This window comes from Achromobacter maghribensis (assembly GCF_057334215.1).
This window is the reverse complement of sequence record NZ_JBHFII010000032.1, coordinates 5,776-30,349: the sequence shown is the minus strand read 5'-3', so window position 1 is coordinate 30,349 and position 24,574 is coordinate 5,776. Positions and strand designations below refer to the sequence as shown.

Below are 24,574 nucleotides of genomic sequence, written 5' to 3'. Positions count from 1 at the left end.
GGCGGGCCCTGCCGATCCCTCAGTCGATCTTGTAGTCCATCCATGATGCGACCATCTCGCGCAGGCCGCCCTCTTCCTCGAAGGCTTCGCGCGAGCCTTCTGCTTTGTTGCGCCCCAATTCCAGGATGTACATGTAGTCGGACACCTCGGCGCAGCGCCGCACGTTCTGGTCCACCAGCACGACCGTCATGCCCTCGTCGGCAAAGCCGCGGATCAGCGCGTAGATCTCCTTGGAGATCTTGGGCGCCAGCATCGCCGTCGGCTCGTCCAGCAGAATCACCGACGGTTCAATAAGCAGGGCGCGGCCGAACTCCACAAAGCGTTGCTGGCCGCCGCTCATGCTGGACACCGGGTCGTCGCGTTTCTGCGCCAGGATGGGAAAGCGGTCGTAGACCGAGTCGATGCGCTGGCGTACCCGGGCCTTGTCGCGGCGGAACGGCCAGCAGCCCAGCAGCAGGTTGTCGTGCACGGTCAGGTCGCCGAACAGGCTGCGATGCTGCGGCACGAACGCCACGCCATGGTTGGCGCGTTCATGCGAGGGTTGCGCGCTGATGTCCTTGCCGCGCAACGTGATGCGGCCGGTACGCGGCGGCAGGAAGCCGAACAGGGTCTTGAGCACGGTGGACTTTCCGGCGCCGTTGGGGCCGATCACGCCGGTGACCTTGCCGGCGCGCGCCTGCACGTTGATGCGGTTCAAGATCGTGATGTCGCCGTGATAGGCCACGGTCACGTCTTCCAGCGCGAGGATCGCGGTGCTCATGTCAGGCTCCCAGATAGGCTTCGACCACACGCGGGTCGGCGCGCACGTGATCGGCGTCGCCCTGGCTCAGGATGGCGCCTTCGTTCATGACGATGATGTGATGGGACAGCTGATAGATCGAGGTCAGGTCGTGCGACACCAGCACCACCGAGCAATCGTGTTCGGTGGGCAGTTCGCGGATCACGGAGATCAGCAGCTGCGCCAGCGCGGGATTCACCCCCGCGAACGGCTCGTCCAGCAAGACGACCTTGGGCCGCGCGACCATGATGCGCGCCAGTTCCACCAGTTTCTGCTGGCCCCCCGACAGCTCCTCGGCGTAGTTGTGGCGCAGGCGGTGCAGCTCTACCTTGTGCAGCCAGTACTCGGACTGCGCATAGCGTTCGTCCGCGCTGCGGCCCGCCTGCTGCTGCGCCACGTCCAGGTTGTCCAGCAGGCTGAGGTGGCGGAAGATGCGCGGCACCTGGAAGGTGCGCCCCACGCCCAGCCGTGCCACGTCGTGGACCTGGCGTCCGCCGATCTCCTGGCCGCCCAGCTCGATGCGGCCTTCGTCCGGGGTGTAAATGCCATTGATGCAGTTCAGCAGCGTGGTCTTGCCCGACCCGTTCATGCCGATGATGCCCAGGATGCCGCCCTTGGGCACCTCCAGGTCCACGCCCTGCAGCGCCACCAGGCCGCCGAAGCGCTTCTTCAGATTCGTGACTTTCAACATGCGTCCGTCTCCCGGGATCAGCGCAGGGCCTGGCGGCCGAACAAGCCGCTGGGCCGGATGAAGATCGTGGCGACCATCAACGCGAAGCCGCAAATGGTGGCGATGGAAGGGCTGAAGAACACCACCGACACCTGTTCCGTCACCCCGAACAGCAGCGCTCCGACCAACGCCCCCACCGGATGCCCCAGGCCACCCAGGACGATGACGATAAAGCCGATCAGCGTGTAATCGTTGCCCATGAACGGCGAGAACGCCGGGAACACCATGGCGACCAGCACGCCGCTGGCGGCCGCAAGGCCCACGCCCAGGCCGAACGCCACGGCGGACAGCCGTTCCACGTTGATGCCTACGATGCGGACCGCGTCCCGGTTCATGATGATGGCCCGCAGCGCGCGGCCCAGCTGGGTGCGGTACAGGAACACCGTCAACGCGGCGATGATCGCCAGCGCGATGGCCAGCGCCAGCAACCGCACCGTGGGGATCAGCACCGGGCCAAACTTCAGGAAGACCGGTTCGATCTCGTAGGGCAGCGAGCGGGCGTCGGCGTCGAACGCCAGCAGCATCAGCGCGCCCAGCATGATCGATACGCCGAACATCAGCAGCAGCGAACTGATTTCGGGGTCGTCCGCCTTGGACAGCCGCGGGATCAGGACGAAGTACAGCAGGTAGCCGGCCAGGAAGAACGCCGCGAACGCCAGCGGCAGCGCAACCAGGGGGTTGATGCCCGCATACTCCATGAGATAGAACGCGAAATACGCGCCCAGCACCAGGAACTCGCCGTGCGCGAAGTTCACCACGCGCAGCACGCCGAAGACGACGTTCAGGCCGACGCCGATCAGCCCATAGATGGCGCCGAGAATCAGGCCGTTGATCAGGCCTTGGATAAGCAGTCCGGTCATGGCGGGTCCTCAGGCGATGTAGCGGCGCAGTTGCGGCTTGCGTTTGAGCAGGCTGCCGACGATGCCCCGCGGCAGGAACAGCATCAGCAGGACGATGATGAGGCCCAGCAGCAGCAGGTTCACTACCGGGAATTTCTGCCAGATCATGTGATCGATGCCCAGCAGCGCCAGCGTCCCGACCACCGGGCCCAGAATGGTGCCAAAGCCCCCCGCCATTGCATAAATGATGCTCTTCGCCGTGATCAGCACGTTGAAGGCGTATTCGGGGTCGACGACGTTCGTGTACCAGGCCTCGATGCCACCGGCCAACGCGGGAAACAAGGCGGCCAGCAGCCAGGCCTTCAGCCGGGTGTTGGGCACGTGGATCCCGACGCAGGCGGCCGCGCCATCGTCGTCGCGGATGGCCTTGAGCGCACGGCCCAGCCGCGATACCGACAGCCACGTCACGGTGGCCAGCGTGGCCCCCATCACCAGCAGCATGGCGTAGTAGCTGTGCGTGGGATTGTTGGCGCTGGACAGGATGATGCCCATGCTGCCGCCGGTGAACGACTGCGGCAGATCGGAAATGACCAGCTTGACGATGGTGGCAAGCGCAAGGCTCACGATGCCGAAGTACACGCCGCGCAGGCGCAGCGTGGGCGCCAGCAGCAGCGCGATCGCCACCCCCACGCCGCCCGCGGCCAGCAGCGACGGCAGGATGGGCCAACCCATGATCTTGTAGCAAATGCCGGTGGCGTAGGACCCGACGCCATAGAACACCACGTAGCCAAACGGCAGATAGCCCGTAAACCCGACGCAGATGTTCATGGCGCTGGCCATGGTGATCCACAGCATCAGGTAGAACGCGAACGAGATGTTCGAGGTCGCCATCGGAATCACGGCCAGGCCGGCGGCCAGCGCGGCGAAGAGGGTCACTGCGATGCGGGTGCGCAACCGCACGGCGCGCAGATCCTGCGCGCGATGCGAAGCCGCGCCCGCCGCCAGGGCGGGACTGCTGCTCATGATGTCTTCCTCCGGGCCGTCTCGGGTTGGACGACCGCTCTATTTGGAGGCGATTATGAACAACTCAAACCATAACTGCAAGTTAAGGATTAACCCTTACCAGGCGCCTTATCCGACCCGGGAAACGCCTCCGCCAGCACCTCGCGCAGCTCATCGATGAACCGCAAGGCGATCTGCGACGGCTCGCGGTTGCTGGCATAGACGGCCGAGATATTCAGCGGAATCCGCTCTTGCAGCGGCACGATCACGACATCCGGCATGGTGTTCTGCATGACCGTGAATTCATCCACGATGGCAATCCCGACGCCGGCATTGACCAAGGCGCACGCAAGCTGGCTCCAGGGCACGTCGGCACACATGCGGCACGGCAGCCCGGCCTGCTCGAACGCCCCCAACACCAGCATGCCGAAAGGCATCCGGGTACCCACCACGATGTGCGGGTGCGGGGAAAGATCGGCCAGGCTGACAGACGCCCGCTCCGCCAGCGGGTGCCCCTTGGGAATGGCCGCCACCATGCGCCCCACATGCAGGGGTTGCGAGGTCAGGAAGGGGTGATCCGCCTGCATGACCACCAGGCCCAGCTCGGCTTCGCCCTGCAGCACGTCGGATATCAGGCTGGGCAGGACCGAGGTATTCAACCGCAGCAGCAGCTCTGGATGCCGCTGCTGAAAGCGGGCCACGGCGCGCGGCACCAGGAACTGCGCCAGGCTGGGAATGGAGGCCAGCCGCAACACGCCCGTGCCGTGTTCGGACAGCGCGTCGGCCAGGTCGTTGACCCGCTGCATCATGCGCTGGGTCTTCTCGATTTCCTCGAAAAGGCTGTGCACCTGCGACGTGGGCCGCAGCCGCCCGCGCACGCGCTCGAACAGCGTCACGCCCATGCTCTTCTCGGTCTGGGCCAGCATCCGGCTGACCGCCGGCTGCGAAATATTCAACAACCGGGCCGCGCCGCTGATCGACCCGGCCATGACGATGGCCCACAGCATTTCGGTCTGACGGTAATTCAGTTTATTCAAGGCGTGCGCTCCATGCCTATTTGTTATACGCTTTGTCGCGTATTGGGCAATTATTGCCCAATACCGGGTTCTGGGCCCCTGCTTCGCGGCGGGGCGAGGCCCCCAAATCTATAACGATTGGAGACATCCCATGTTCGTTAAATCCTGGTTGTTCCGCTTACCGGCGTTGGCCATGGCCATTGCCGCCCTGACGCCCGCCACTGGCGCCGCCCAAACGTCGGACAAGATCCGGGTGGGCATGACGGTTTCTTCCACCGGCAGCTTCGCCCTTGCCTCGCAATCCGGCGTGCGGGGTGTGGAATTGTGGGTGGAAGACGTCAACCGCCGGGGGGGCATCGACATCAAAGGCAAGAAGTACCCCGTCGAGCTGGTCAAGCTGGACGACCGCAGCGACAAGCAGATGGTCACGCGCGTCTACGAACGCCTGATTGTCGATGAAAAAGTGGATCTGGTGTTTGCGCCGTTCGGCTCCACGCTGACGGCCGCGGCCGCCACCGTCACCGAGCGGCTGGGCAAGTACATGATGGTCTGGTCGGCCGCCAGCGACGATCTGTACAAACAGGGTTTCAAGAACATGGTGTCGGGCACGCAGATGCCCGTGTCCGCCATGCTGCGCGCCAACATGGAGCTGGCCGCCAACCAGGGCGTGAAGAAGGTGGCGCTGCTGTATTCCGACGAACCGTTCCCGGCGGGGCTGGCCGAAGGCGGCCGCGAACAGGCGACCAAGAACGGCATGCAGGTCGTGATGTTCGAGAAATACCCGAAGGGGCAAAAGGATTTCAGCACGATCCTCCAGAAGGCGCGCGCGGCAGGCGCCGAAGCGCTGGTGCCGACCTCGTATGAGGGCGACCTGATCAGCATGACGCGCCAGATGAAGCAGCTGGACATCAACTTCCCTTACGTCTTCATGGTGTACGCATCGACGCCGCAGTTCCAGGCCATCGGCGCGGACGCCAACTACATCTACAGCCACACCAACTACCACCCCGCGATCAACTGGAACGTCAACGCAGGCATGAGCCGCGAACAGTTCGCGGCGGCCTACGACAAGCGCTTTCCCAAGGCCGAGTTCCCGCCCGATTTCCAGACGGCGCTGGCCTATGGCGCTGGCGCGATCACGGAAGAGGTCGTGAAGAAGGCTGGCACGACGGATGCCGCGGCGCTCAAGCAGGCGTCGCTGGACCTGTCCGGCAAGCTGACGGTCATGGCCGGCCCCTACGCCATCGACAATACGGGCAAGCAGTTGCTGATGCCCTTCCCGGTGGTGCAGTTGCAGCCGGGCAAGGGCATGGTGCCCGTGTGGCCGGCGGACGTGGCAACGGCAAAGCCGATCTATCCCGCCCCTGACTGGACCAAACGCTAGCCGCGGGCAACACGGGCCGGCCCCGCGCCACACTGCGTGGGGCCGGCATACCAACCTGAGGAAAACATGTCTGAAATTGCATTTGCCACGCTCGGCGAACTGGCGGACGGCCTGGCCGAAGGCCGCTACAGCTCGGTGGAATTGACGCAGCACTTCCTGGACCGCATCGCCCGGGCCAACCCGGCGCTGGGCGCCTATGTCAGCGTGGACGGCACCGGCGCGCTGCGCCTGGCTGAAGCCGCCGACGCCCGCCGCCGCGCCGGCTACGGCCTGCTCAGCGCGCTGGACGGCGTGCCGGTGGCCGCCAAGGACCTGTGCGACATCCAGGGCCAGGTCACCACCGCGGGCTCCGAGGCGTGGCGCGACCGCCGCAGCAGCACCACGGCGACCGCCGTCACGCGCCTGCTGGACGCCGGCATGGTGATGCTGGGCAAGACGCACATGGTCGAATTCGCCTTCGGCGGGTGGGGCACCAACCCCGTCATGGGCACGCCGCGCAATCCGTGGGACCTGCAGCAAGCGCGCATTCCCGGCGGTTCGTCCAGCGGCTCCGCCGTGGCCGTCGCGGCCGGCCTGGCGCCTGCGGCGCTGGGATCGGACACGGGCGGTTCGGTGCGGATACCCGCCGCATTGAATGGCGTCACGGGCCTGAAGACCACGCGCGGACTGATCAGCCTGCATGGCGCGGTGGCGCTGTCGACAACGCTGGACTCCATCGGTCCGCTGACCCGCGACACGCGCGACGCGATGCTGCTGACCGCGCTGATGGCCGGGCCCGACGCACAAGACCCGCTGACGCAAGGCCTGCCTCCTTTCCAATACCGCGAGCCCGCTGCCGGCGCACAGCCCTTGCGCGGCGTCCGCATTGCCCTGATGCCCGCGTCGCAGCATCCCATCGCGGTGGACGCCGACGCGCTGTCCGCCCTGGATGACGCGCGCCGCGTGCTGATCGACCTGGGCGCGGACGTAGCCGAAACGCCCTTCCCCTTCGACTTCCGCGAGATGATGCTGCGGAACGGCCAGATCATCGCCGCCGAAGCCTACGCCATGCACCGCGGCTACATCGAAGACCCCGCCCAACCCATCGGCCAATATGTGCGCGCCCGCGTGCTGTCCGGCAAGGGCGTGTCCGCCGCCGACTACATCGCCGCGTTGCAAGCCCACGCGCAAGCGCGCCTGGCCTGGCTGGACTGGATGCGCGACATCGACGCCGTGCTCACACCCTGCGCCCCCTTTGGCGCACGCCTGCTCGACGAGGTGGACGAAGCCGCCACGCCGCTGGCCGCCTTCACCCGCGCCGGCAACTACGTCAACGCGTCGGGCCTTGCCCTGCCCGCTGGCTTCACCGCCGGCGGCCTGCCCCTGGGTGTGCAATTGCTGGGCAAGCCCAATGCCGAAGGCACGCTGGGCAAGATCGGCATGGCCTTCCAGGCCGCGACCGACTGGCATCGCCGGCGCCCCGACCTGAAAGCCGTCGGACTGTAGTTGCCACACCTGAAGGGACGCCCGCGGCCCGCGCCGCCGGCGTCCCTTCGCGCATCCGCCACCGCCCCATTGCCGCCCCGCTAGGGAAAGTCCCCCCTTGCTCGTGATCGTCTCGAAGCCCTATCTTGAATGTTGATGTGACCATATGGTCACATCCGTTCCTCATCCTCATGAAGGAATAGGCCTATGTCGCGGCGCGAGAATACCGAAAGGCAGATCCTGCAAGCGCTGGAAGCCCAGATCCTGGAAACCGGCATGGGCGGCGTCGGCATCAACGCCATCGCCAAGCGCGCCGGCGTCAGCAAGGAACTCATCTACCGCTATTTCGATGGCATGCCCGGCCTGATGCTGGCGTGGATGCAGGAACAGGATTTCTGGACCCGCAACCCCGGGCTGCTGGCGGCCGACGAATCCAGCCAGCGCACGCCCGGCGAACTCGTGCTGTCCATGCTGCGCGCGCAGATCGACGCGCTGGCCGGCAACGAATCATTGCGGGAAGTCCGCCGCTGGGAACTGATCGAACGCAACGAGGTATCCGCGCCGCTGGCCGAACGGCGCGAACGCGCCGCGCGTGGCTTCATCGACCGCATCGACGGCCTGGCCCCCGACGCCGACATGCCCGCGCTGGTCAGCGTGATGCTGGCCGGCGTGCTGTACCTGATGCTGCGCGCCAAGACCGAATCCCACTTTCTTGGCGTGCCGCTGCGCACGCCGGAAGGCTGGGAGCGAATCAGCGGCGCGCTTGAACACCTGGTGGCCCACGGCCTGCCGGACGCCTTGAATACCGAATCCCTTGCCCAACTGGAGGCGCGCCGCGGCAAATCGCCCGCAGCCGATCCGGAAACCTGAACCCCTCGCCCTCATGCCCGCACACCCCGACCCGCAGGACTACGACATCATCATCACCGGCGGCCAGCTTGCCGATGGCCTGGGCGGCCCCATTCGCCGCGCCGATATCGCGATCCGCGGCGAGCGCATCGCCGCCATCGGCGACGGCGCCACGTGGCGGGCAGCGCGCCACATCGACGCGACGGGCAAGGTGGTCTCGCCGGGCTTCATCGATTGCCACACCCACGACGACCGCGCGCTGCTGGGCACGCCGCTGATGCGTCCCAAGGTCAGCCAGGGCATCACCACCGTCGTCACCGGCAACTGCGGCATCAGTCTGGCACCCGTGCGCGTGCCAGGCGCCGTGGTGCCTCCCCCCTTGAACCTGCTGGCCAAGCAGACGGGCGAACTCTACGCCCGCATGCAGGATTACGCCGACGCGCTGGACGCCGCGCCCGCCGCCGTCAACAGCCTGGCGCTGGTCGGCCATTCCAGCCTGCGCGTATCGGCCATGGACCGGCTTGACCGTCCGGCCGACAAGAAAGAAATCGCGGCCATGCGGCATGCGCTGGACGAAGCCATGGCCGCCGGCGCGGCGGGGTTGTCCACCGGCCTGTACTACCCGACGGCCATGCACGCCAGCACCGAAGAAGTGATCGGCGTGGCCGAGCCGCTGTCCGCCTGGCGCGGCCTGTACACCACGCACCTGCGCGACGAGGCCGACCACGTCTGCGACGCGATGGAGGAAGCGTTCCTGATCGGCCGGGCGGCCGACGTGCCGGCCATCCTGTCGCACCACAAGGTGACCGGCAAGCACAACCACGGCCGCACCGCTGAAACGCTGGCGCTATACGACCGCATGCGCGCCGAGCAGCCGCTGGGCATGGACGTCTATCCCTATGCGGCGTCCTCCACCATCCTGGAGCCGCGCCGCGTCGCCGCGGGCGAAAAGATCATCGTCACGTGGTCGCAGACGCGCCCCGAGATCCAGGGCGTGGACTTGCGCGAACTGGCCGCGCGTGAAGGCATCGACCCCACCCGCCTGGCCGAAGCGCTATCGCCCGCCGGCGCGATCTACTTTTCAATGGACGAAGCCGACGTGAAGCGCGTCATTGGCCACGGCAGCGTCATGATCGGGTCGGACGGCCTGCCGCACGACCAGCGCCCCCATCCCCGCCTGTGGGGCGCGTTTTCGCGCGTACTGGCCCGCTATGTGCGGGAAATGCGCGTGCTGGGCCTGGAAGAGGCCATTCGCCGCATGACCAGCCTGACGGCTGCGCAGTTCGGCCTGAAAGACCGCGGCGTGCTGCGCCCGGGCTGCTATGCCGACGTGGTGATCTTCGACCCGGCCACCGTCGCCGACCTGGCCAGCTTCGCCGAACCCACGCTGCCGTCCACCGGCATCCAGGCGGTGCTGGTCAACGGCAGGCGGGTCGAAGAGGACGGCGTGGCGACCGGCGATCGGCCCGGCCGCCTGCTGCGCGGCGACGACCGCGCCGCGCCCGGATTCGAAACGCCCGCCTGGGCCGCCTGACCCTCTGCCACCGGGCCCCGCGCACGCGGGCCCGAACGCTGAACGCCGCGCCCCTGGCCGCGGCCCCTTCCCTGGAGCATCATGCACATCGTCGTTATCGGCGCGGGCGTGGTCGGCATGACCACCGCTTACTTCCTGCACCGCGCGGGCCATCGCGTCACCGTCGTCGACGCTGACTCGGGCCCCGGCCAAGCCACCAGCATGGCCAATGGCGCGCAACTGAGCTATAGCTTCGTGGCGCCGCTGGCCGACCCCGCCGTCTTGCCCAAGCTGCCCTCGTGGCTGCTGGCACAGGACGCGCCGCTACGCTTCCGGCCGCGGCTGGACCCGGATCAGTGGCGCTGGAGCCTCTCGTTCCTGCGTGCCTGCACGCGCGCCAAAAGCCGCTCCACCACGCGCGAGCTGCTGTCGCTGGGCCTGTATAGCCGCCTGTGCGTGCATGACCTCGTTCGTCACGAAAATCCGGATTTCGATTTCGCGTCGTCGGGAAAACTGCTGGTCTACCAGGACGCTTCCGCCTACGCGCACGCGCTCGCGCAACGCGATTACCAAGCGGGCCTGGGCTGCGAGCAGCGCGTGATGGACACCCGCGCCTGCCTGGACATGGAACCCGCGCTGGCCGGCATCGGCGCCAGCATCAAGGGCGCCATCTACACCCCGACCGAAGACGCCGGCGACTGCCAGCGTCTGTGCACCGAACTTGAACGCATCCTGCGAGCCGCGCCGGACCCGGTGCGTTTCCATTTCAATACGCGGGTGGACGCATTGCGCGCGGAACGCGGGCGCGTCGTCGGCGTGTCCACCCCCGCGGGCGTGCTGGAAGCCGACCATTACGTGCTGGCCAGCGGCATGGGCGCGCAACCGTTGGCGCGGCGCCTGGGGTTGAACCTGCGGATCTATCCGCTGAAAGGGTACAGCCTGACGTATGCGCTGACGCCGGACAGCGTTGCGCCGACCGCCAGCATCAGCGACATCCGGCGCAAGGTCGTCTATGCGCGGCTGGGCAGCCGGCTACGCGTGGCGGGCATGGTCGACATCGGCGCTCGCGGCAGCGGCGTCGATCCACAGCGCGTGCGCAGCCTGGAACGTGATGTGGCGCAGTTCTTTCCGGACCTGAAGCCGGCGGGTCCGCCGCAGCCTTGGGCCGGCCTGCGGCCCGCGCGGCCAGACGGCAAGCCGCTGATCGGCGCCACGCCCTACCGCAATCTCTGGTTGAACACCGGCCACGGCGGCCTGGGCTTCACGCTGGCCGCCGGCAGCGCGCGGATACTGACGGACTTGATGCAGGGGCGCAATCCGGCCGTCGACGCGGCCGCCTTCGCGCTGGGGTAGCGCACGGGCGGACGGCGCCCAGGCGCCTAGTCCGCCTTGATGCCCCGGCTTTTGATCAGCGCGCCCCACTTGCCGCGTTCCTTCACTTCGAACGCCGCCAGGTCGGGGCCGAAGACGTTGCCCGGCGTCGCCCCGCCTTGCGCCAATGCCTGCTGCAGCTCGGGCGACTTCAACGCCTGCCGCATGGCTTCGATGAGTTTGTCGACCACTGGCGCGGGCGTGCCGCGCGGCGCATACAGGCCGGACCATGCGGTGACCTCGAAGCCCGGCAGGCCGGCCTCGGCCATCGTCGGCAGGTCGGGCGCGGCCGGACTGCGTTCGGCCGACGTCACCGCGATGCCGCGCAGGCGGCCGCCCGGCTTCAACGCCGCCATGGCGCTAGGCAGGTTGTCCATCAGGATGTCGACCTGGCCTCCGATCACGGCGGGTATCGCGGCCGACGACCCCTTGAACGGCACGTGCAGCATCTGCAGTCCGGCCAGCGATTCAAAATACGCGCCCGTCAGGTGCACCGACGAGCCGATGCCCGGCGAGGCATAGGAATACTTGCCCGGATCCTTCTTCACGGCCTTCATCACGTCGTCCAGATTGCGCCAGGGCGATCCGGCTGCCACCGCCATGACGTTGGGCGTGGACGCGATCATGCCCAACGGCACCAGGTCGGTGGCGGGGTTGAATCCGATATTGCCGTACAGGAACTGGTTGACGGTCTGCGTGCCGACGGAGCCCAGCACGATGGTGTAGCCGTCGGGCTGCGCACGCGTGGCCGCGGCCACGCCCAGGTTGCCCGCCGCGCCCGGGTTGTTCTCGACCACGATGGATTCGCCCAACGCGGGCCGCATGTGCTGGGCGATGGTGCGCGCGAAGATATCGGTGGTGCCGCCCGGCGGGAACGGCACGATCAGGGTGATCGGCCGCGCAGGCCATTGCTGCGCGGAGGCCGCAGCGCTCAACGCCAGCGTGGCGGCCACCGCCATGCCTGTCCAGCGCCCTGCCCTGGCGGTCGTGCGCCAGTGAGTTGACCAGCCCATCCTCTTTCCCCTTCGCGTGACGCGTGTTCGATTGATCAAACGGAATTCGGTGTCGGTACTGCGCGACGAACGTGACCGCATGGTCACTTTTTTCGCATTAAGAACCGGCGCCGAAAACTTGTCAACGAAAGGCAAGAGGATTAGGCGTTATCCCTAGGAACCGTCCCAGCCGCCGCCCAAGGCCACGATCAGGTTCACGCTGGCCACCAGGCGCGTGCCCAGCAGGCTCAGCGCATTGCGCTCGCTGTTGAGCGCCGTGGCGTCCACCACCGCCACGCTCAGGTAGTCCACCAAGCCCGCCTTGTACTGATTCTGGATCAGCCGCAGCGATTCGCGCGCCGACTCCAGCGCACGCCGCTGCACGACCTGTTCGTTCTCCATGACGCGCAGCTGGATCAGGTAGTCTTCGACTTCCCGCAGCCCAACCAGCGCGGCCTGGCGGTACGCCGCCGCTTGCGAGTCGTAGGCCGCGCGGGCCTGTTCGACCTGCGCCGCGCGCGCGCCGCCGTCGAAGATCGTCAACGCCAGCGCCGGCCCCAGCGACCAGAAGCGCGCGGGCGCGGTCAAGAGGTCGGCGAACTGCCCGTTGCGAAAGCCCCCGTCGGCGGACAACGTCAACGACGGGAACCAGGCGGCTTGCGCCACGCCGATCTGCGCGTTGGCGGCCGCCGCGCGGCGTTCGGCCGCGGCGATGTCGGGACGGCGCTCCAGCAATTCCGAGGGCAGGCCCACCGGGATCTGCGGCAACTTCAGCGCGAACACCGCGGGCGCCAGCCCGAATTTGGACGGGGCCTGCCCCATCAGCACCGCAATCGCGTGCTCGTATTGGCCACGCTGCCAGTCCAGGTCGATCGATTGGGCGCGCGTGCTTTCCACCTGCGTGCGCGCCACGGCCACGTCGGCCTGGCCCGCAACGCCAACTTCATAGCGGTTCTGCGTCAATTGCAGCGATTTCTCGTAGGCCGCCACGGTGGCGTCCAACAAGCGTTTCTGTTCGTCCAGCACGCGCAATTGCAGATAGGTCTGCACCAGCGCCGCCTGGGCGCTCAATCGCGTGGCGGCCAGGTCGGCCAGACTGGCCGCCGCGCTGGCCTCGGACGATTCCGTGCTGCGCCGCACGCGGCCCCACACGTCCAATTCCCAGCTGATGCTGCCGGTCACCGAATACTGGTTCGACACGTTGCTGCCCGACGAAGACGACGAACCGTTCGTGCCATTGCCAGTGCCCGCGCGCGACATGCCCGCGCCCGCGCCCACCGTGGGGTAGAAGCCGGCGCGCGCCGCGCGCACCAGGCCCAGCGCCTGGCGGTAGTTGGCCTCGGCCTGCGCAATCGTCTGGTTCGAGGTATTCAGGCGATCGACCAGCCCGTTCAACGTCGCGTCGTCGTACACCCGCCACCATTCGCCGCGGTCCGCGTCGTCGCGCGGCTGGGCGCGCTTCCAGCCTTCCACCTGATCCTGGCCCTGGCCTTCCTTATAGGACGCGCCCACATCCAATTCGGGGCGTTGGTAGTCGGGGCCGACCGCGCAGGCGCCCAGCAGCGCGCAAAGCGCCAGCGTGACCGCGCTGCGAGGAAGAAAGGCGTTCGAAAGCGGCTTGATGCGGATCATGTTTGTTCTATGGATGCAGGAGCTTCATTCCGGGGACCGCGCCCGCGCGCGGCCCACAGACGGAAGCGGTCCAGATAAAGATAGACCACGGGGGTGGTGTACAGCGTGAGGATCTGGCTTAGCACCAGGCCGCCGACGATGGTAATGCCCAGGGGCTGGCGCATCTCGACGCCAGCGCCGGTGGCCACAACCAGCGGCAGCGCGCCGAAGATGGCCGCCATCGTCGTCATCATGATCGGCCGGAACCGTGTCAGGCAGGCCTGGAAGATCGCCTCGCGCGGGGCCATGCCCTGGTTGCGTTCGGCATCCAGCGCAAAGTCCACCATCATGATGGCGTTCTTCTTCACGATGCCGATCAAGAGGAACACGCCGATCAGGGCGATCAACGTGAAGTCGTAACGCAGCAGCAGCAACGCCAGCAGCGCGCCCAGGCCGGCCGACGGCAACGTCGACAGAATCGTCAGCGGATGCACGAAGCTCTCGTACAGGATGCCCAGCACGATATACATCGTGACCAGCGCCGCCAGAATCAGCCACGGTTGCTGCGCCAGCGTCTGCTGCAAGGCGGCCGCGGTGCCCTGGAAGCCCGCCTGGATCTGATCGGACGGCAAACCAATGCGGGCCACCGCCGCATCGATGGCCGCAGTGGCCTGCCCCAGCGACACGCCGGGCGCCAGACTGAACGACACAGTGTCCGCCACGAACAAGCCCTGATGCTGCACGCTGAGTGGCGCGTTGGCGTTCTCCAGCCGCGCGAAGGCCAGCAAGGGCACGCGCGCGCCGGTCGACGTGATGACCTCGACCTGCTTGAGCGATTCGATGTCTTCGGCAAATTTCGGCGCAAGGCCCAGCACCACGTGGTACTGGTTCAGCGGGCCGTACATCACGGACACCTGGCGCTGGCTGAACGAATTGTTCAGCACCGTCGAAATGGTGGACATGCTGACGCCCAGCCGCGTGGCGGCTTCGCGGTCGATCACCAGGTTGATCTGGCGGCCTTTGTCTTCAACATCGGTGTCCACGTCCGTGATTTCGGGAATCTTCGCCATCGCCTGCTGCACCTTGGGCATCCAGGCACGCAGCAGTTTCAGGTCGCCCGACATCAGCGTGTAGTCGTAAGAGCCCTGGCTTTGCCGCCCGCCAATCCGGATGTCCTGCTGCGACACCAGGAACATGCGCGCGCCCGGCATGTTCAGCAGCTTGCCGCGCAGCCGGTTGATGACCACGTCGGCCGACGCGTCGCGTTCGCCCAGCGGCTTTAACTGGATCTGCATGAAGCTGCTATTGCTGCCGCCGCGGCCGCCCGCGTAGCCGGTCATGCTCTGCACCGCCGGGTCCGCCAGCACCACTTTGCGCAGCGCTTCCAGCTTGGGCAGCGTCGCCTGGAACGACGTGCCCTGATCCACGCGGAAGAACCCCAGCAGCTGCCCCGTATCCTGCTGCGGGAAAAACCCCTTGGGCACTGCGGTGTACAGGTAGATGTTCAGCCCGACAGCCACCGCCAGGACCAGCATCATCAGCCGGCCATGCGCCAGCGCCCAGCGCAGGCTGCGGCGGTAGCCCTCCAGCATGGAATTGAAACCGCGCTCCGACCAGCGCGCCAGCCGTCCGGGCGGTTTTTGCTCGGGCGGTTCATGGCGCAGCAAGCGCGCGCACATCATCGGCGTCAAGGTCAACGACACGATCAGCGACACCAGGATGGCGGCCGACAAGGTCACGGCGAATTCGCGGAACAGCCGCCCGACCACGCCGCCCATCAGCAGGATGGGGATGAAGACGGCCACCAGCGACAGGCTCATCGATAACACCGTGAAGCCGACTTCACGCGAGCCACGCAGCGCCGCCCGCATCGGCGACATGCCGTTCTCGACGTGCCGCATGATGTTCTCCAGCACGACGATGGCGTCGTCCACCACGAACCCCGTGGCCACGATCAGCGCCATCAGCGAAATCGTGTTCAGCGTGAAACCGCACAGGTACATGATGCAGAAGGTGCCGATCAGCGACACGGGCACGGCCACGCTGGGGATGATGGCCGCGCGCCAGCGCCGCAGGAACAGCAACACCACCAGCACCACCAGGCCCACGGCAATGATCAGGGTCAGCTCGGCCTCGTGCAGCGACGCCCGGATGCTGGGCGTGCGGTCTTGCGCCACCGTCATGTTCACGTCCGCCGGCATCAGCGCCTGCAGCACCGGCAGCTGGGCGCGCACGGCGTCCACGGCCTCGATGATGTTGGCGTCGGCCTGCCGGCGCACGATCATCAGGATGGCGTTGCGTTCGTTGAAGAACCCGGTCTGGTACAGGTCTTCGACGGAATCCTCGACCCGGGCCACGTCCGACACGCGCACCGGCGCGCCGTCTTTCCACGCCACGATCAGCGGCCGGTACTGCTCGGCGCGGCTGAGCTGGTCGCTGACCATGATCTGCCAGTGGTAGCTGTCGTTCTCCAGCACGCCCTTGGGGCGGTTGGCGTTGGCGTTGGCCAGCGTGGCGCGCAACTGGTCCAGCGACACCCCCCGGTTGGCCAGCGCGCCCGGCAGCACCGTGACGCGCACCGCCGGCAGGGAACTGCCGCCCACGGTCACTTCGCCCACCCCATCCACCTGCGCCAGTTTCTGCGCCACGATGGTCGAAGCGATGTCGTACAGCTGGCCCTGGCTGAGGGTGTCGGAAGTCAGCGCCAGCGTCATGATGGGCGCGTCCGACGGATTGGACTTGTGATACGTGGGATTGCTGCGCAGGCCGCTGGGCAACAGCGAACGCGCCGCGTTGATCGCCGCCTGCACGTCGCGGGCGGCGCCGTTGATGTCGCGCGACAGGTCGAACTGCAAGGTGACGCGGGTAGACCCCTGCGAACTGCTGGACGTCATCTCGGTCACGCCGGCGATGCTGCCCAGCGAACGCTCCAGCGGCGTCGCCACGCTGGAGGCCATGGTCTCGGGGCTGGCGCCCGGAAGGCTGGCCGACACCGAAATCGTCGGGATATCCACCTGCGGCAGGGGCGCCACCGGCAGCAGGAAGAACGACAGCAGACCCGCCAGCACAACCGCCAGGCTCAGCAGCGTGGTCGCCACCGGCCGGACGATGAAGGGTGCCGACAGGATCATGACGCGTCCCCGGCCGCCGGCGCGCGCGCGCCGCGCCAGCGGCGCGACATGCGGTCGAACATCAGGTAGATGACGGGGGTCGTGAACAGCGTCAGCACCTGGCTCAGCAGCAGGCCGCCCACCATCACCAGGCCCAGCGGTTGGCGCAGTTCAGCGCCCGTGCCGGTCGACAGCATCAGCGGCAAGGCGCCGAACAAGGCGGCCAACGTCGTCATCAGGATGGGACGAAAGCGCAGCAGCGCGGCCTCGTGGATGGCCGCACGCGGCGTCAGGCCCCGCTTGCGTTCGGCATCCAGCGCAAAGTCGATCATCATGATGGCGTTCTTCTTCACGATGCCGATCAGCAGGATGATCCCGATGATGCCGATCATGTCCAGCTCGGTCCCGCTGATCAGCAGCGCCAGCAACGCCCCCACGCCGGCGGACGGCAATGTGGACAGGATCGTGATGGGGTGGATGTAGCTTTCATATAGCACTCCCAGCACGATGTACATGGTGACCACCGCGGCCAGGAGCAGCCACAGCGTGCTGGTCAGCGAATTCTGGAACGCCAGCGCCGCGCCCTGGAAACGCGTCTCCACGCCGGCCGGCATGCCGATCTCGGCCTCGGCCGCGGTGATGGCTTCGACCGCGTTGGACAGCGACGCGCCCGGCGCCAGGTTGAACGACACCGTCACCATCGGAAACTGGTCCAGCCGGTTCACGGCCAGCACGGTCCGGCCTTCGGAAATGTGCGCCACCGACGACAGCGGCACTTGCGCGCCCGTCGAGGTGGGCACGTGGATCTGGCCCAGCGCGGACGGGTTCATCTGGAACTGCGGCTGCACTTCCAGCACCACGCGGTACTGGTTCGACTGCGTGAAGATCGTGGAGATCAGGCGCTGGCCGAACGCGTCATACAGCGCCTCGTCGATCACGGCGGCGGTGATGCCCAGCCGCGATGCCGCGTCCCGGTCGATCTCGACCCAGGTCTGCAAACCGTCGTCCTGCAGGTCGTCCGTCACGTCCTTCAGCCCCGGTATCTGGCGCAGGCGATCCACCAGCTTGGGCGTCCATTCGCTCAGCACCTTCAGGTCGGGGTTGGACAGCGTCATCTGGTATTGCGTGCGGCTGACGCGGTCTTCGATGGTCAGGTCCTGCACCGGCTGCATGTAGACGGTCAGTCCGTCCTGCCTGGCCAGGGAATCCTGCAGACGCGCCATCACCGTGCGCAGGTCGCCGCTGCGTTCGGCCTGCGGCTTCAGCGCGATCTGCATGCGCCCGGCGCTTAGCGTGGCGTTGCTGCCGTCCACCCCGATGAACGAGGACACGGCCTGCACGTCGGGATCTTCCAGCACCAGCTGTGCCGCCACCTGCTGGCGTTGGGCCATCGCCGGGAACGAGATGGATTGCGGCGCCTGGGTGATGGCCTGGATCAGGCCGGTGTCCTGCTGCGGGAAAAAGCCCTTGGGCACGACCATGTACAGCACCACCGTCAGCGCGAACGTGCCCAACGCCACCAGCAGCGTCAGCGGTTGATGGCGCAGCACCACCTGCAACATGCGGTCGTAGCCGGCGATGACGCGGTCGATGACATTGCCGGTGGCCGTGTGGAAGCGGCCGTGCTTCTGCTCGGATTCGGCGCGCAGCAAACGCGCGCACATCATCGGCGTCAGCGTCAGCGACACGACCAGTGAAATCAGGATGGACACGGCCAGCGTGATCGCGAATTCGCGGAACAGCCGCCCCACGACTTCCGTCATGAAAAGCAGCGGGATCAGCACCGCAATCAACGAAAACGTCAGCGAGATCAGCGTGAACCCGATCTGCGAGGCGCCCTTCAGCGCCGCCTGCAAAGGCGTCTCGCCCTCTTCGATATGGCGCGCGATGTTCTCTATCATGACGATGGCGTCGTCCACCACAAAACCGGTGGCGATCGTCAGCGCCATCAACGTCAGGTTGTTGATGGAGAACCCGGCCAGGTACATGATGCCAAAGGTGCCCACCAGGGACAGCGGCACCACGACGCTGGGAATCAGCGTGGCCGTCAGGCTGCGCAGGAAGACGAACGTCACCATGACCACCAGCCCCACCGCCAGCAGCATTTCGAACTTCACGTCTTCCACTGAATCGCGGATGGTCTGCGTTCGGTCCGACACCACGCTCACGTCCAGCGTGGCGGGCAGGGCCGCCCGCAGCTGCGGCAGCAACGTCTGGATGCGATTGACCACGTCGATCACGTTGGCGCCCGGCTGGCGCTGGATGTTCAGCAGGATGGCGGGCTTGTCGCCGGCCCATGCGGCCTGGCGCGTGTCTTCGGCGCCTTCGACCGCGCGCGCCACATCGGACAGGCGCAGCGGCGCGTTGTTCTTGTAGGCGATGATCAGGTCGTTGTAGTCGGTGGGCGACTTCAACTGGTCGTTGGCGTTGATCGTGGTGGAACGCAATGGCCCATCCAGATTGCCTTTGGGCTGGTTGACGTTGGCGCCTACGATCGCGGTGCGCAAGTCGGACAAGGCCAGGCCGTTGGCCGCCAGCGCCTGCGGATTGACCTGCACGCGCACCGCCGGCCGCTGGCCGCCCGCGACGCTGACCAGGCCCACGCCCGGAATCTGCGACAACTTCTGCGCCACCCGCGTATCCACCAGGTCGCGCACCTGCGGCAGCGGCATGGTGGGTGACGTGATGGCCAGCGTCAGCACGGCCGCGTCGGCCGGATTCACCTTGTTGTAGGTTGGCGGCACCGGCAGATCGCTGGGCAGCAGGTTCGACGCGGCGTTGATGGCCGCCTGCACCTGCTGTTCGGCCACGTCCAGCGGCAGCGTCAGGTTGAACTGCATCGTGATGACCGACGCGCCGCCCGAACTGGTGGACGACATCTGGTTCAAGCCCGGCATCTGACCGAACTGCCGTTCCAGCGGCGACGTGACCAGCGAGGTCATGACGTCCGGACTGGCCCCGGGGTACAGCGTCACCACCTGGATCGTCGGGTAGTCCACCTCGGGCAGCGCCGACACGGGCAGCATCCGGTAAGCGATGAACCCGGCGATCAAGATCGCCACCATCGCCAGCGTGGTGGCGACGGGGCGCAGGATGAAGGGACGCGACAGGCTCACGATGACCTCGGCTTACTTCGACGCAGGCGTAGTGCCGGCAGGCGCTCCTGCCCCAAGCGTCTTGTCGCGGGTAGCGGGTATCACCTCGGCGCCGCCCACCACTTCCACCTTGGCGCCAGCGCGCAAACGGTCGGTGCCCTCGGTGACGACGCGATCGCCCGGCTGCAGGCCTTCATTCACGGCCACCATGCCGCTGTTGATGGCGCCCAGCTTCACCTGGCGGACCACGACGGTATTGTCGGGCTGCACCAGGAATACGAATGCGCCGGCCGACCCCTGCTGGATGGCCGCGGTGGGGATGGCGGTCACGTCCTTGCGCGTCAGCACATGCAGACGCACATTGACGAACTGGTTCGGAAACAGCGCATCGTCCGCATTGTCGAACTTGGCTTTCAGCTTCAGGGTGCCGGTGGTGACGTCAATCTGGTTATCCAGCGTCTCCAGCACGCCAGTGGCGATGCGGCGGGTATCGGCGCGGTCATAGGCGTCAACCGCCAACGTCTTGCCGGCGGCGATTTCGCCGCGCACTTCGGGCAACTGGGTCTCGGGCAACGTGAACACCACCGAAATCGGCTGGGTCTGCGTGATCACCACCAGCCCATTGGTGTCGGCGCTGGACACCAGGTTGCCACGGTCCACCTGGCGCAGCCCCAACCGGCCGCTGATGGGCGCCGTGATGCGGGCGTAGTCCAATTGCAGTTTGGCGTTATCCACGTTGGCCTGGTCGCTCTTGACCGTGCCCTCGTACTGGCGCACCAGCGCGGCCTGGGTGTCGACCTGCTGCTTGGCGATGGAATCCTGCTTGAACAGGGCCTGATAGCGCTGCAGGTCGCGCCGCGCATTCTCCAGCTGGGCCAGGTTCTGCATCTGGGTGCCGCGCGCCTGGTCCAGCGCCACCTGGAAGGCACGGGGGTCCACCTGGGCCAGCAGATCGCCCGCTTTTACGCGCTGGCCTTCCTGGAATGCCACGTCCACCAGTTCGCCGCTGACGCGGCTACGCACGGTAACTGTGTTGTAAGCGGTGACGGTGCCCAGGGACTTCAGGTAGATATCGATGTCCTGCGTGACGGCGGTGGCGATGCGCACCGGCACGGCCAGATTCGCCATCGCGGCCATCGGGGGCCGCGCCCCGCCCGCCCTTCCGCCCGGGCCACCGGCCGCGCCGGTCTTGGCCGACGGCCGCAGCGCCAGCCAGGCAACGCCCGCCACGACAAGCACCAGCACCGCCAATCCGGCGATGCGGCGGCGGGTCCAGCGAGAAGGGGGAGAAACAGGACGACTATCGGACATGGAAACGGTTCCGGCACTGACGGAGAAAGCCGTATTGTCTACTAGTCGGTCGCCTTTTCTATCATTGCGCGCCCCAGTTGAAACTGGCCGCAACAGGAATTGCTCTCAAAAACGCGTATCCCCGCGACAACGGCGGGTTACGAGCTGCAAAGCGTCATTTGGAAGGCGACGTCGTGGGCGACCTGCTGAGGTTTGAATTCGCCATCTTGCGTGGAAAAACGTATCCAGATCATGTACTTATTGGCACTGATCTCGGGAAACACGCCTTGGGTCGGATTCAGCCAGACACGCAGCAACTGAAACTGCTTGCCGCCCAGCATCTGCTGGTATGCGCCCTGCTCGGCCACGATATCGGTCTTGCGGCCAGACTCGCGCAGCAGCCGCAGCGCCAGCGTCAGGCCGTCATACAAGGGCAGGAAGGGCGACACCCAGGCCTGCAGGTCCGCGCAGCGGGCGGCTTCGGTCTTGTTCTGCCAAGCAAAATAGGAAGGCATGTCCACTTGCGTGGCGCTGCCCGGCACGGACAGCCGGCCGCGCAAGCTGGTCAGCCACTCGTTTTCGCGCAGCGATTGGCCGGTCTTGCCTGGCGCGGCCAGCGCGCTGGCCACTTTTTCCAGTTCGCGCAGCATCGCTTCCAGCGCGTCTTGCGCCACGCCGGGGTGATCGCGCAGACCCACCAGCGCCATGCGCTGGCGTTCCAGGTCTTGCAGCACGGCGCCTTTCACGTCGGTGCGTTCGCACGCGTCGAGCAGATCGAAAAGGGACGTGACGGCAACCTGATGCTGGCGTGAATCCCCCTCGCGGGCAAAGAAGAACAACCTGTCGAACAGGTATTCCAACCGCAGGTAGGCGCGGATGCGCTCATTGAAGGGGTATTCGTAAACAATCACGCTTTTTTACAGGCCCTATCAGTGGTCGGCCGGCAAGCCGAGGGATTCAGGGGTGCCGGCCAAGCGATTCGCTTACCGGCCCGTTGTGGTCGCCAGCGTCAGCCAGCGGTCATGCAGGGTCTTCGCCTGCGCGCGCAATTGTTCCGGTGATGTCGCGCCGTCGTTCACGATGACGTCGTCCGCAACCTCCAGCCGGCTTGCCCGCGCAGCCTGTGCCGCCATAATACGCCTGATGGCCGGCTCCGTCAGCCCGCTACGCGACTGCACGCGCGCCACCTGCGTTTCGGGATCGCAGTCCACCACGCAGATACGATCCACGCGCGTGCGCCAACGCGCCAGCGACTCCACCAGAAGGGGCACCACAAAGACCAGGTACAGTCCGGTCGCGGCCGCCGCCTGACGCCGGGTTTCTTCCGTGATGGCGGGGTGCAGCACGGCTTCCAGCCGCAGCCGCGCTTGCGGATCCGAGAATGCGCGCTCACGCATCCATTCGCGGTTCAATGCGCCGTCCGGCGTCAATGCCTGCGGTCCGAATTCGCGTTCGATAGCAGGCATGGCCGCCCCGTTGGCGGCCGTCAGCGCGCGGGCGATCTCGTCGGTATCGACCAGCGTCGCGCCCCATTCACCCAGCATGTCGGCCACGCGGGATTTTCCCGAACCGATGCCGCCCGTCAGACCGATCTTGAACATGATGCCCTTCCTTTCTTGCCTAGCGCATGAATTGCCATAGCCCCTGCTCGCCGCCCAGCAACAGCATCACGATGCCGGCCAGCGCCAGATACGGGCCAAAGGGCAGCGGCTGCCCGCGGCCGGCGCGGCCCGACATCGTAAGCAGGCCGCCGATCAGCACGCCTACCAGCGAGGCCGCCAACAACACCATGGGCAGCGACTCGACGCCGAACCAAGCACCCAGCGCCGCCAGCAACTTGAAATCGCCATACCCCATGCCTTCGCGCCCGGTCAGCAGGCGGAACACATGGAAGATAACCCACAGGAACACGTAGCCGGCCACCGCCCCCACCACCGCCAGCGGCAAGGTCGTGAATGCGCCGAACAGGTTGACCAGCAGCCCCGCCCACACCAGCGGCTGCGTCAGCGCGTCGGGCAACAGGGTGGATTCGAAGTCGATCCAGGCCAGCGCCACCAGCATGGCGGACAAGCCCATCGCGAACAGCGCGACGGGCGTTGCGCCGTAGCGCCACGCGCAGGCGGCGAACAGTCCGGCAGTCAGGATTTCGATGGCGGGATAGCGCCAACTGATCGCGGCATGGCACGCGCCGCAACGTCCGCGCAGCAGCAGCCAGCCCAGCACCGGCAGCCGGCGCCAGCCGGTCACGGGCGCGTGGCACGCGGGGCAATGCGAGGCGGGGCGAAACAAGCCTTCGCTGCCGTCCGGACGCGCACGGCCCACGGCGTCCAGGCATTGGGCCTGCCATTCACGTTCCATCATGCGCGGCAAGCGGTAGGTCAGCACGGTCAACCAACTGCCGATGAATAGACCGGCCAGCGCAGCCAGCCCGATGAACGCGCCCAACGGCATGCCGAAGGCGTGGTGCACGCTGTTCATTGGCCGGCCCGACGCGCGCGTTCGCCGGCGTTCCTTGCACCGCGAATGGACGAAAAGCAGACGGCCCGACAGAGGCCGTGTCGTAATTTGTGCATAAAGTGCAGACAACACCCAAGAGTGACTAAGGGAACGTATCGAATCTTCGCATAAGTGCGTAAAATCGGAGACAGACCAATTCACGGATAAGCTGCCATGACCGCCCGCGTCGACATCGTCACCCGATCCCGCAAACTCAGCGTCATGGGGCTGCTGCTGGCCGGTACAGCACTCGGCGCCGCGGGCTGCGCCCAGCAAAAAACCGAAGGCTATTACGACCCCCCGGTCGAAAGCACCGTGACCGACGCCCAATACCAGGGTTCGGGCGCGGGTTACCGTAGCGTCATTCGCGCCCCGTCGCAGGTGCAAATCGCCCTGAAGCCCGACGCCCGCAAGCCACAGAACCAAGCCTCGCAAGCCACGCCAGCCGGCCAGACCACCGAAGACGGCCAAACCGTGCCCGAAGGCGCCGATCGCGCCGCGCAATCGTCGGCCGCCACGCCCGCGCCTGCGCCCGCCGCGCCCAATGCCGCCGTGCAAAGCCTGGTGCCGCAACCGCAAACCTATATGGGCACGCTGCCCTGCTTTTCGCCCGCCATGCAATGCACGGCGCAGCGCGTCACGCTGACCCTGGCGCCCAACGGCCGCTGGCGCGGTCGCACGGCATACCTGGAAAGCGACCCCAAGAAGGGCCCCGCCGTCACGGAACAGGGCTGCTGGGACGCTACTGACGAGCGCCCGCCGCGCGTCATCCTGATGGATGGCAAGGGCAATGCCCGCGCGGAATTCGTGGTGGCCGCCAACAACGTGCTGCGTGTGCGTTCCATCGCCGGTCAAACCCCCAACCTGAACTACAACCTGACCCGCCAGCCGGATCTGGATCCGATTGACGAGCTGGCCAAGGCCCAGGCGCCCCAGTGCCCGTGATGACTCGATGGTCTCGATGATCTCGATGCCTTCGGCGGTTTAAGCGCCTGCCCTCGAGCATCGATTCAATACCTGCCGGGGGGGGGGGG

19 protein-coding genes are annotated in these 24,574 nt (G+C 66.7%); 6 read left to right on the top strand and 13 right to left on the bottom strand.

Features of this window, described 5'->3' with window-relative positions:
* Positions 1-19: 19 nt before the first annotated feature.
* The 5 genes from ACE039_RS13480 to ACE039_RS13460 all read right to left on the bottom strand — a co-directional run bounded on the left by ACE039_RS13480 (position 20) and on the right by ACE039_RS13460 (position 4,356).
* On the bottom strand, positions 20-760 hold the full coding sequence (locus ACE039_RS13480) for a branched-chain amino acid ABC transporter ATP-binding protein (RefSeq protein ID WP_105560328.1): 741 nt from the start codon (positions 758-760) through the stop codon (positions 20-22).
* Between the two features lies 1 nt (position 761).
* Entirely contained in the window at positions 762-1,469 is a 708-nt protein-coding gene (locus ACE039_RS13475) for an ABC transporter ATP-binding protein (RefSeq protein ID WP_105560327.1), read from the bottom strand.
* A gap of 17 nt (positions 1,470-1,486) precedes the next feature.
* Positions 1,487-2,368, bottom strand: coding sequence for a branched-chain amino acid ABC transporter permease (locus tag ACE039_RS13470; RefSeq protein ID WP_105560326.1), 882 nt, complete (start codon positions 2,366-2,368; stop codon positions 1,487-1,489).
* A gap of 9 nt (positions 2,369-2,377) precedes the next feature.
* Positions 2,378-3,370 carry a branched-chain amino acid ABC transporter permease gene (locus ACE039_RS13465; RefSeq protein WP_105560325.1) on the bottom strand — a complete coding sequence of 331 codons (993 nt, stop codon included), beginning with the start codon at positions 3,368-3,370 and terminating at the stop codon, positions 2,378-2,380.
* Between the two features lie 89 nt (positions 3,371-3,459).
* A complete protein-coding gene (locus ACE039_RS13460; protein ID WP_105560343.1) occupies positions 3,460-4,356 on the bottom strand; it encodes a LysR family transcriptional regulator in 897 nt (298 codons plus the stop codon).
* Positions 4,357-4,516: 160 nt separating this feature from the next.
* On the opposite strand from ACE039_RS13460, the gene ACE039_RS13455 reads away from it, so the two are divergent.
* The 5 genes from ACE039_RS13455 to ACE039_RS13435 all read left to right on the top strand — a co-directional run bounded on the left by ACE039_RS13455 (position 4,517) and on the right by ACE039_RS13435 (position 10,928).
* Positions 4,517-5,749, top strand: a complete 1,233-nt coding sequence (locus tag ACE039_RS13455; RefSeq protein ID WP_485822592.1) for an amino acid ABC transporter substrate-binding protein — start codon at positions 4,517-4,519, stop codon at positions 5,747-5,749.
* 66 nt (positions 5,750-5,815) lie between these two features.
* Complete coding sequence (locus ACE039_RS13450) at positions 5,816-7,234, top strand: amidase (RefSeq protein WP_485822591.1); 1,419 nt, start codon at positions 5,816-5,818, stop codon at positions 7,232-7,234.
* 186 nt (positions 7,235-7,420) lie between these two features.
* A complete protein-coding gene (locus ACE039_RS13445; RefSeq protein ID WP_313463795.1) occupies positions 7,421-8,083 on the top strand; it encodes a TetR/AcrR family transcriptional regulator in 663 nt (220 codons plus the stop codon).
* 13 nt (positions 8,084-8,096) lie between these two features.
* Positions 8,097-9,596, top strand: coding sequence for an N-acyl-D-amino-acid deacylase family protein (locus tag ACE039_RS13440; RefSeq protein WP_485822590.1), 1,500 nt, complete (start codon positions 8,097-8,099; stop codon positions 9,594-9,596).
* A gap of 81 nt (positions 9,597-9,677) precedes the next feature.
* Positions 9,678-10,928, top strand: coding sequence for a D-amino acid dehydrogenase (locus tag ACE039_RS13435; protein WP_485822589.1), 1,251 nt, complete (start codon positions 9,678-9,680; stop codon positions 10,926-10,928).
* A gap of 26 nt (positions 10,929-10,954) precedes the next feature.
* Here the strand turns inward: ACE039_RS13435 and ACE039_RS13430 are convergent, their stop codons facing one another.
* The 8 genes from ACE039_RS13430 to ACE039_RS13395 form a co-directional block, all read right to left on the bottom strand.
* Positions 10,955-11,959 (bottom strand): Bug family tripartite tricarboxylate transporter substrate binding protein, encoded by a 1,005-nt coding sequence (locus ACE039_RS13430; RefSeq protein WP_485822588.1) that lies wholly within the window; start codon positions 11,957-11,959, stop codon positions 10,955-10,957.
* Positions 11,960-12,112: 153 nt separating this feature from the next.
* Positions 12,113-13,570, bottom strand: a complete 1,458-nt coding sequence (locus ACE039_RS13425; protein WP_485822587.1) for an efflux transporter outer membrane subunit — start codon at positions 13,568-13,570, stop codon at positions 12,113-12,115.
* The gene (locus tag ACE039_RS13420) at positions 13,567-16,680 is read right to left on the bottom strand and encodes a multidrug efflux RND transporter permease subunit (RefSeq protein WP_448710184.1); all 3,114 of its coding nucleotides are present in this window, start codon (positions 16,678-16,680) and stop codon (positions 13,567-13,569) included. The genes ACE039_RS13425 and ACE039_RS13420 overlap by 4 nt, the downstream gene beginning before the upstream one ends.
* On the bottom strand, positions 16,677-19,775 hold the full coding sequence (locus tag ACE039_RS13415) for an MdtB/MuxB family multidrug efflux RND transporter permease subunit (RefSeq protein WP_448710185.1): 3,099 nt from the start codon (positions 19,773-19,775) through the stop codon (positions 16,677-16,679). The genes ACE039_RS13420 and ACE039_RS13415 overlap by 4 nt, the downstream gene beginning before the upstream one ends.
* 12 nt (positions 19,776-19,787) lie before the next feature.
* Positions 19,788-21,065: an MdtA/MuxA family multidrug efflux RND transporter periplasmic adaptor subunit gene (locus ACE039_RS13410; protein WP_448710186.1), complete on the bottom strand. Its 1,278-nt coding sequence runs from the start codon at positions 21,063-21,065 to the stop codon at positions 19,788-19,790.
* 137 nt (positions 21,066-21,202) lie between these two features.
* Entirely contained in the window at positions 21,203-21,955 is a 753-nt protein-coding gene (gene zapD, locus ACE039_RS13405) for a cell division protein ZapD (protein WP_448710187.1), read from the bottom strand.
* 72 nt (positions 21,956-22,027) lie between these two features.
* The gene (coaE, locus tag ACE039_RS13400) at positions 22,028-22,645 is read right to left on the bottom strand and encodes a dephospho-CoA kinase (RefSeq protein WP_485822586.1); all 618 of its coding nucleotides are present in this window, start codon (positions 22,643-22,645) and stop codon (positions 22,028-22,030) included.
* A gap of 19 nt (positions 22,646-22,664) precedes the next feature.
* Positions 22,665-23,522, bottom strand: coding sequence for a prepilin peptidase (locus ACE039_RS13395; protein WP_485822585.1), 858 nt, complete (start codon positions 23,520-23,522; stop codon positions 22,665-22,667).
* A 192-nt stretch (positions 23,523-23,714) separates the two neighbouring features.
* On the opposite strand from ACE039_RS13395, the gene ACE039_RS13390 reads away from it, so the two are divergent.
* Positions 23,715-24,485, top strand: coding sequence for a copper resistance protein NlpE N-terminal domain-containing protein (locus tag ACE039_RS13390; protein ID WP_105560311.1), 771 nt, complete (start codon positions 23,715-23,717; stop codon positions 24,483-24,485).
* Positions 24,486-24,574 lie beyond the last annotated feature (89 nt).

Excerpts from the sequence above, each read along its gene's own strand:
- ACE039_RS13425 (WP_485822587.1), bottom strand. The coding sequence starts at position 13,570 with ATGATCCGCATCAAGCCGCTTTCGAACGCCTTTCTTCCTCGCAGCGCG.
- ACE039_RS13445 (WP_313463795.1), top strand. The coding sequence starts at position 7,421 with ATGTCGCGGCGCGAGAATACCGAAAGGCAGATCCTGCAAGCGCTGGAA.
- ACE039_RS13455 (WP_485822592.1), top strand. The coding sequence starts at position 4,517 with ATGTTCGTTAAATCCTGGTTGTTCCGCTTACCGGCGTTGGCCATGGCC.
- ACE039_RS13440 (WP_485822590.1), top strand. The coding sequence starts at position 8,097 with ATGCCCGCACACCCCGACCCGCAGGACTACGACATCATCATCACCGGC.
- ACE039_RS13475 (WP_105560327.1), bottom strand. The coding sequence starts at position 1,469 with ATGTTGAAAGTCACGAATCTGAAGAAGCGCTTCGGCGGCCTGGTGGCG.
- ACE039_RS13395 (WP_485822585.1), bottom strand. The coding sequence starts at position 23,522 with ATGAACAGCGTGCACCACGCCTTCGGCATGCCGTTGGGCGCGTTCATC.
- ACE039_RS13390 (WP_105560311.1), top strand. The coding sequence starts at position 23,715 with ATGACCGCCCGCGTCGACATCGTCACCCGATCCCGCAAACTCAGCGTC.
- ACE039_RS13420 (WP_448710184.1), bottom strand. The coding sequence starts at position 16,680 with ATGATCCTGTCGGCACCCTTCATCGTCCGGCCGGTGGCGACCACGCTG.
- ACE039_RS13430 (WP_485822588.1), bottom strand. The coding sequence starts at position 11,959 with ATGGGCTGGTCAACTCACTGGCGCACGACCGCCAGGGCAGGGCGCTGG.
- ACE039_RS13470 (WP_105560326.1), bottom strand. The coding sequence starts at position 2,368 with ATGACCGGACTGCTTATCCAAGGCCTGATCAACGGCCTGATTCTCGGC.
- ACE039_RS13480 (WP_105560328.1), bottom strand. The coding sequence starts at position 760 with ATGAGCACCGCGATCCTCGCGCTGGAAGACGTGACCGTGGCCTATCAC.
- ACE039_RS13410 (WP_448710186.1), bottom strand. The coding sequence starts at position 21,065 with ATGTCCGATAGTCGTCCTGTTTCTCCCCCTTCTCGCTGGACCCGCCGC.
- coaE (WP_485822586.1), bottom strand. The coding sequence starts at position 22,645 with ATGTTCAAGATCGGTCTGACGGGCGGCATCGGTTCGGGAAAATCCCGC.
- ACE039_RS13465 (WP_105560325.1), bottom strand. The coding sequence starts at position 3,370 with ATGAGCAGCAGTCCCGCCCTGGCGGCGGGCGCGGCTTCGCATCGCGCG.
- ACE039_RS13450 (WP_485822591.1), top strand. The coding sequence starts at position 5,816 with ATGTCTGAAATTGCATTTGCCACGCTCGGCGAACTGGCGGACGGCCTG.
- ACE039_RS13435 (WP_485822589.1), top strand. The coding sequence starts at position 9,678 with ATGCACATCGTCGTTATCGGCGCGGGCGTGGTCGGCATGACCACCGCT.
- ACE039_RS13460 (WP_105560343.1), bottom strand. The coding sequence starts at position 4,356 with ATGCTGTGGGCCATCGTCATGGCCGGGTCGATCAGCGGCGCGGCCCGG.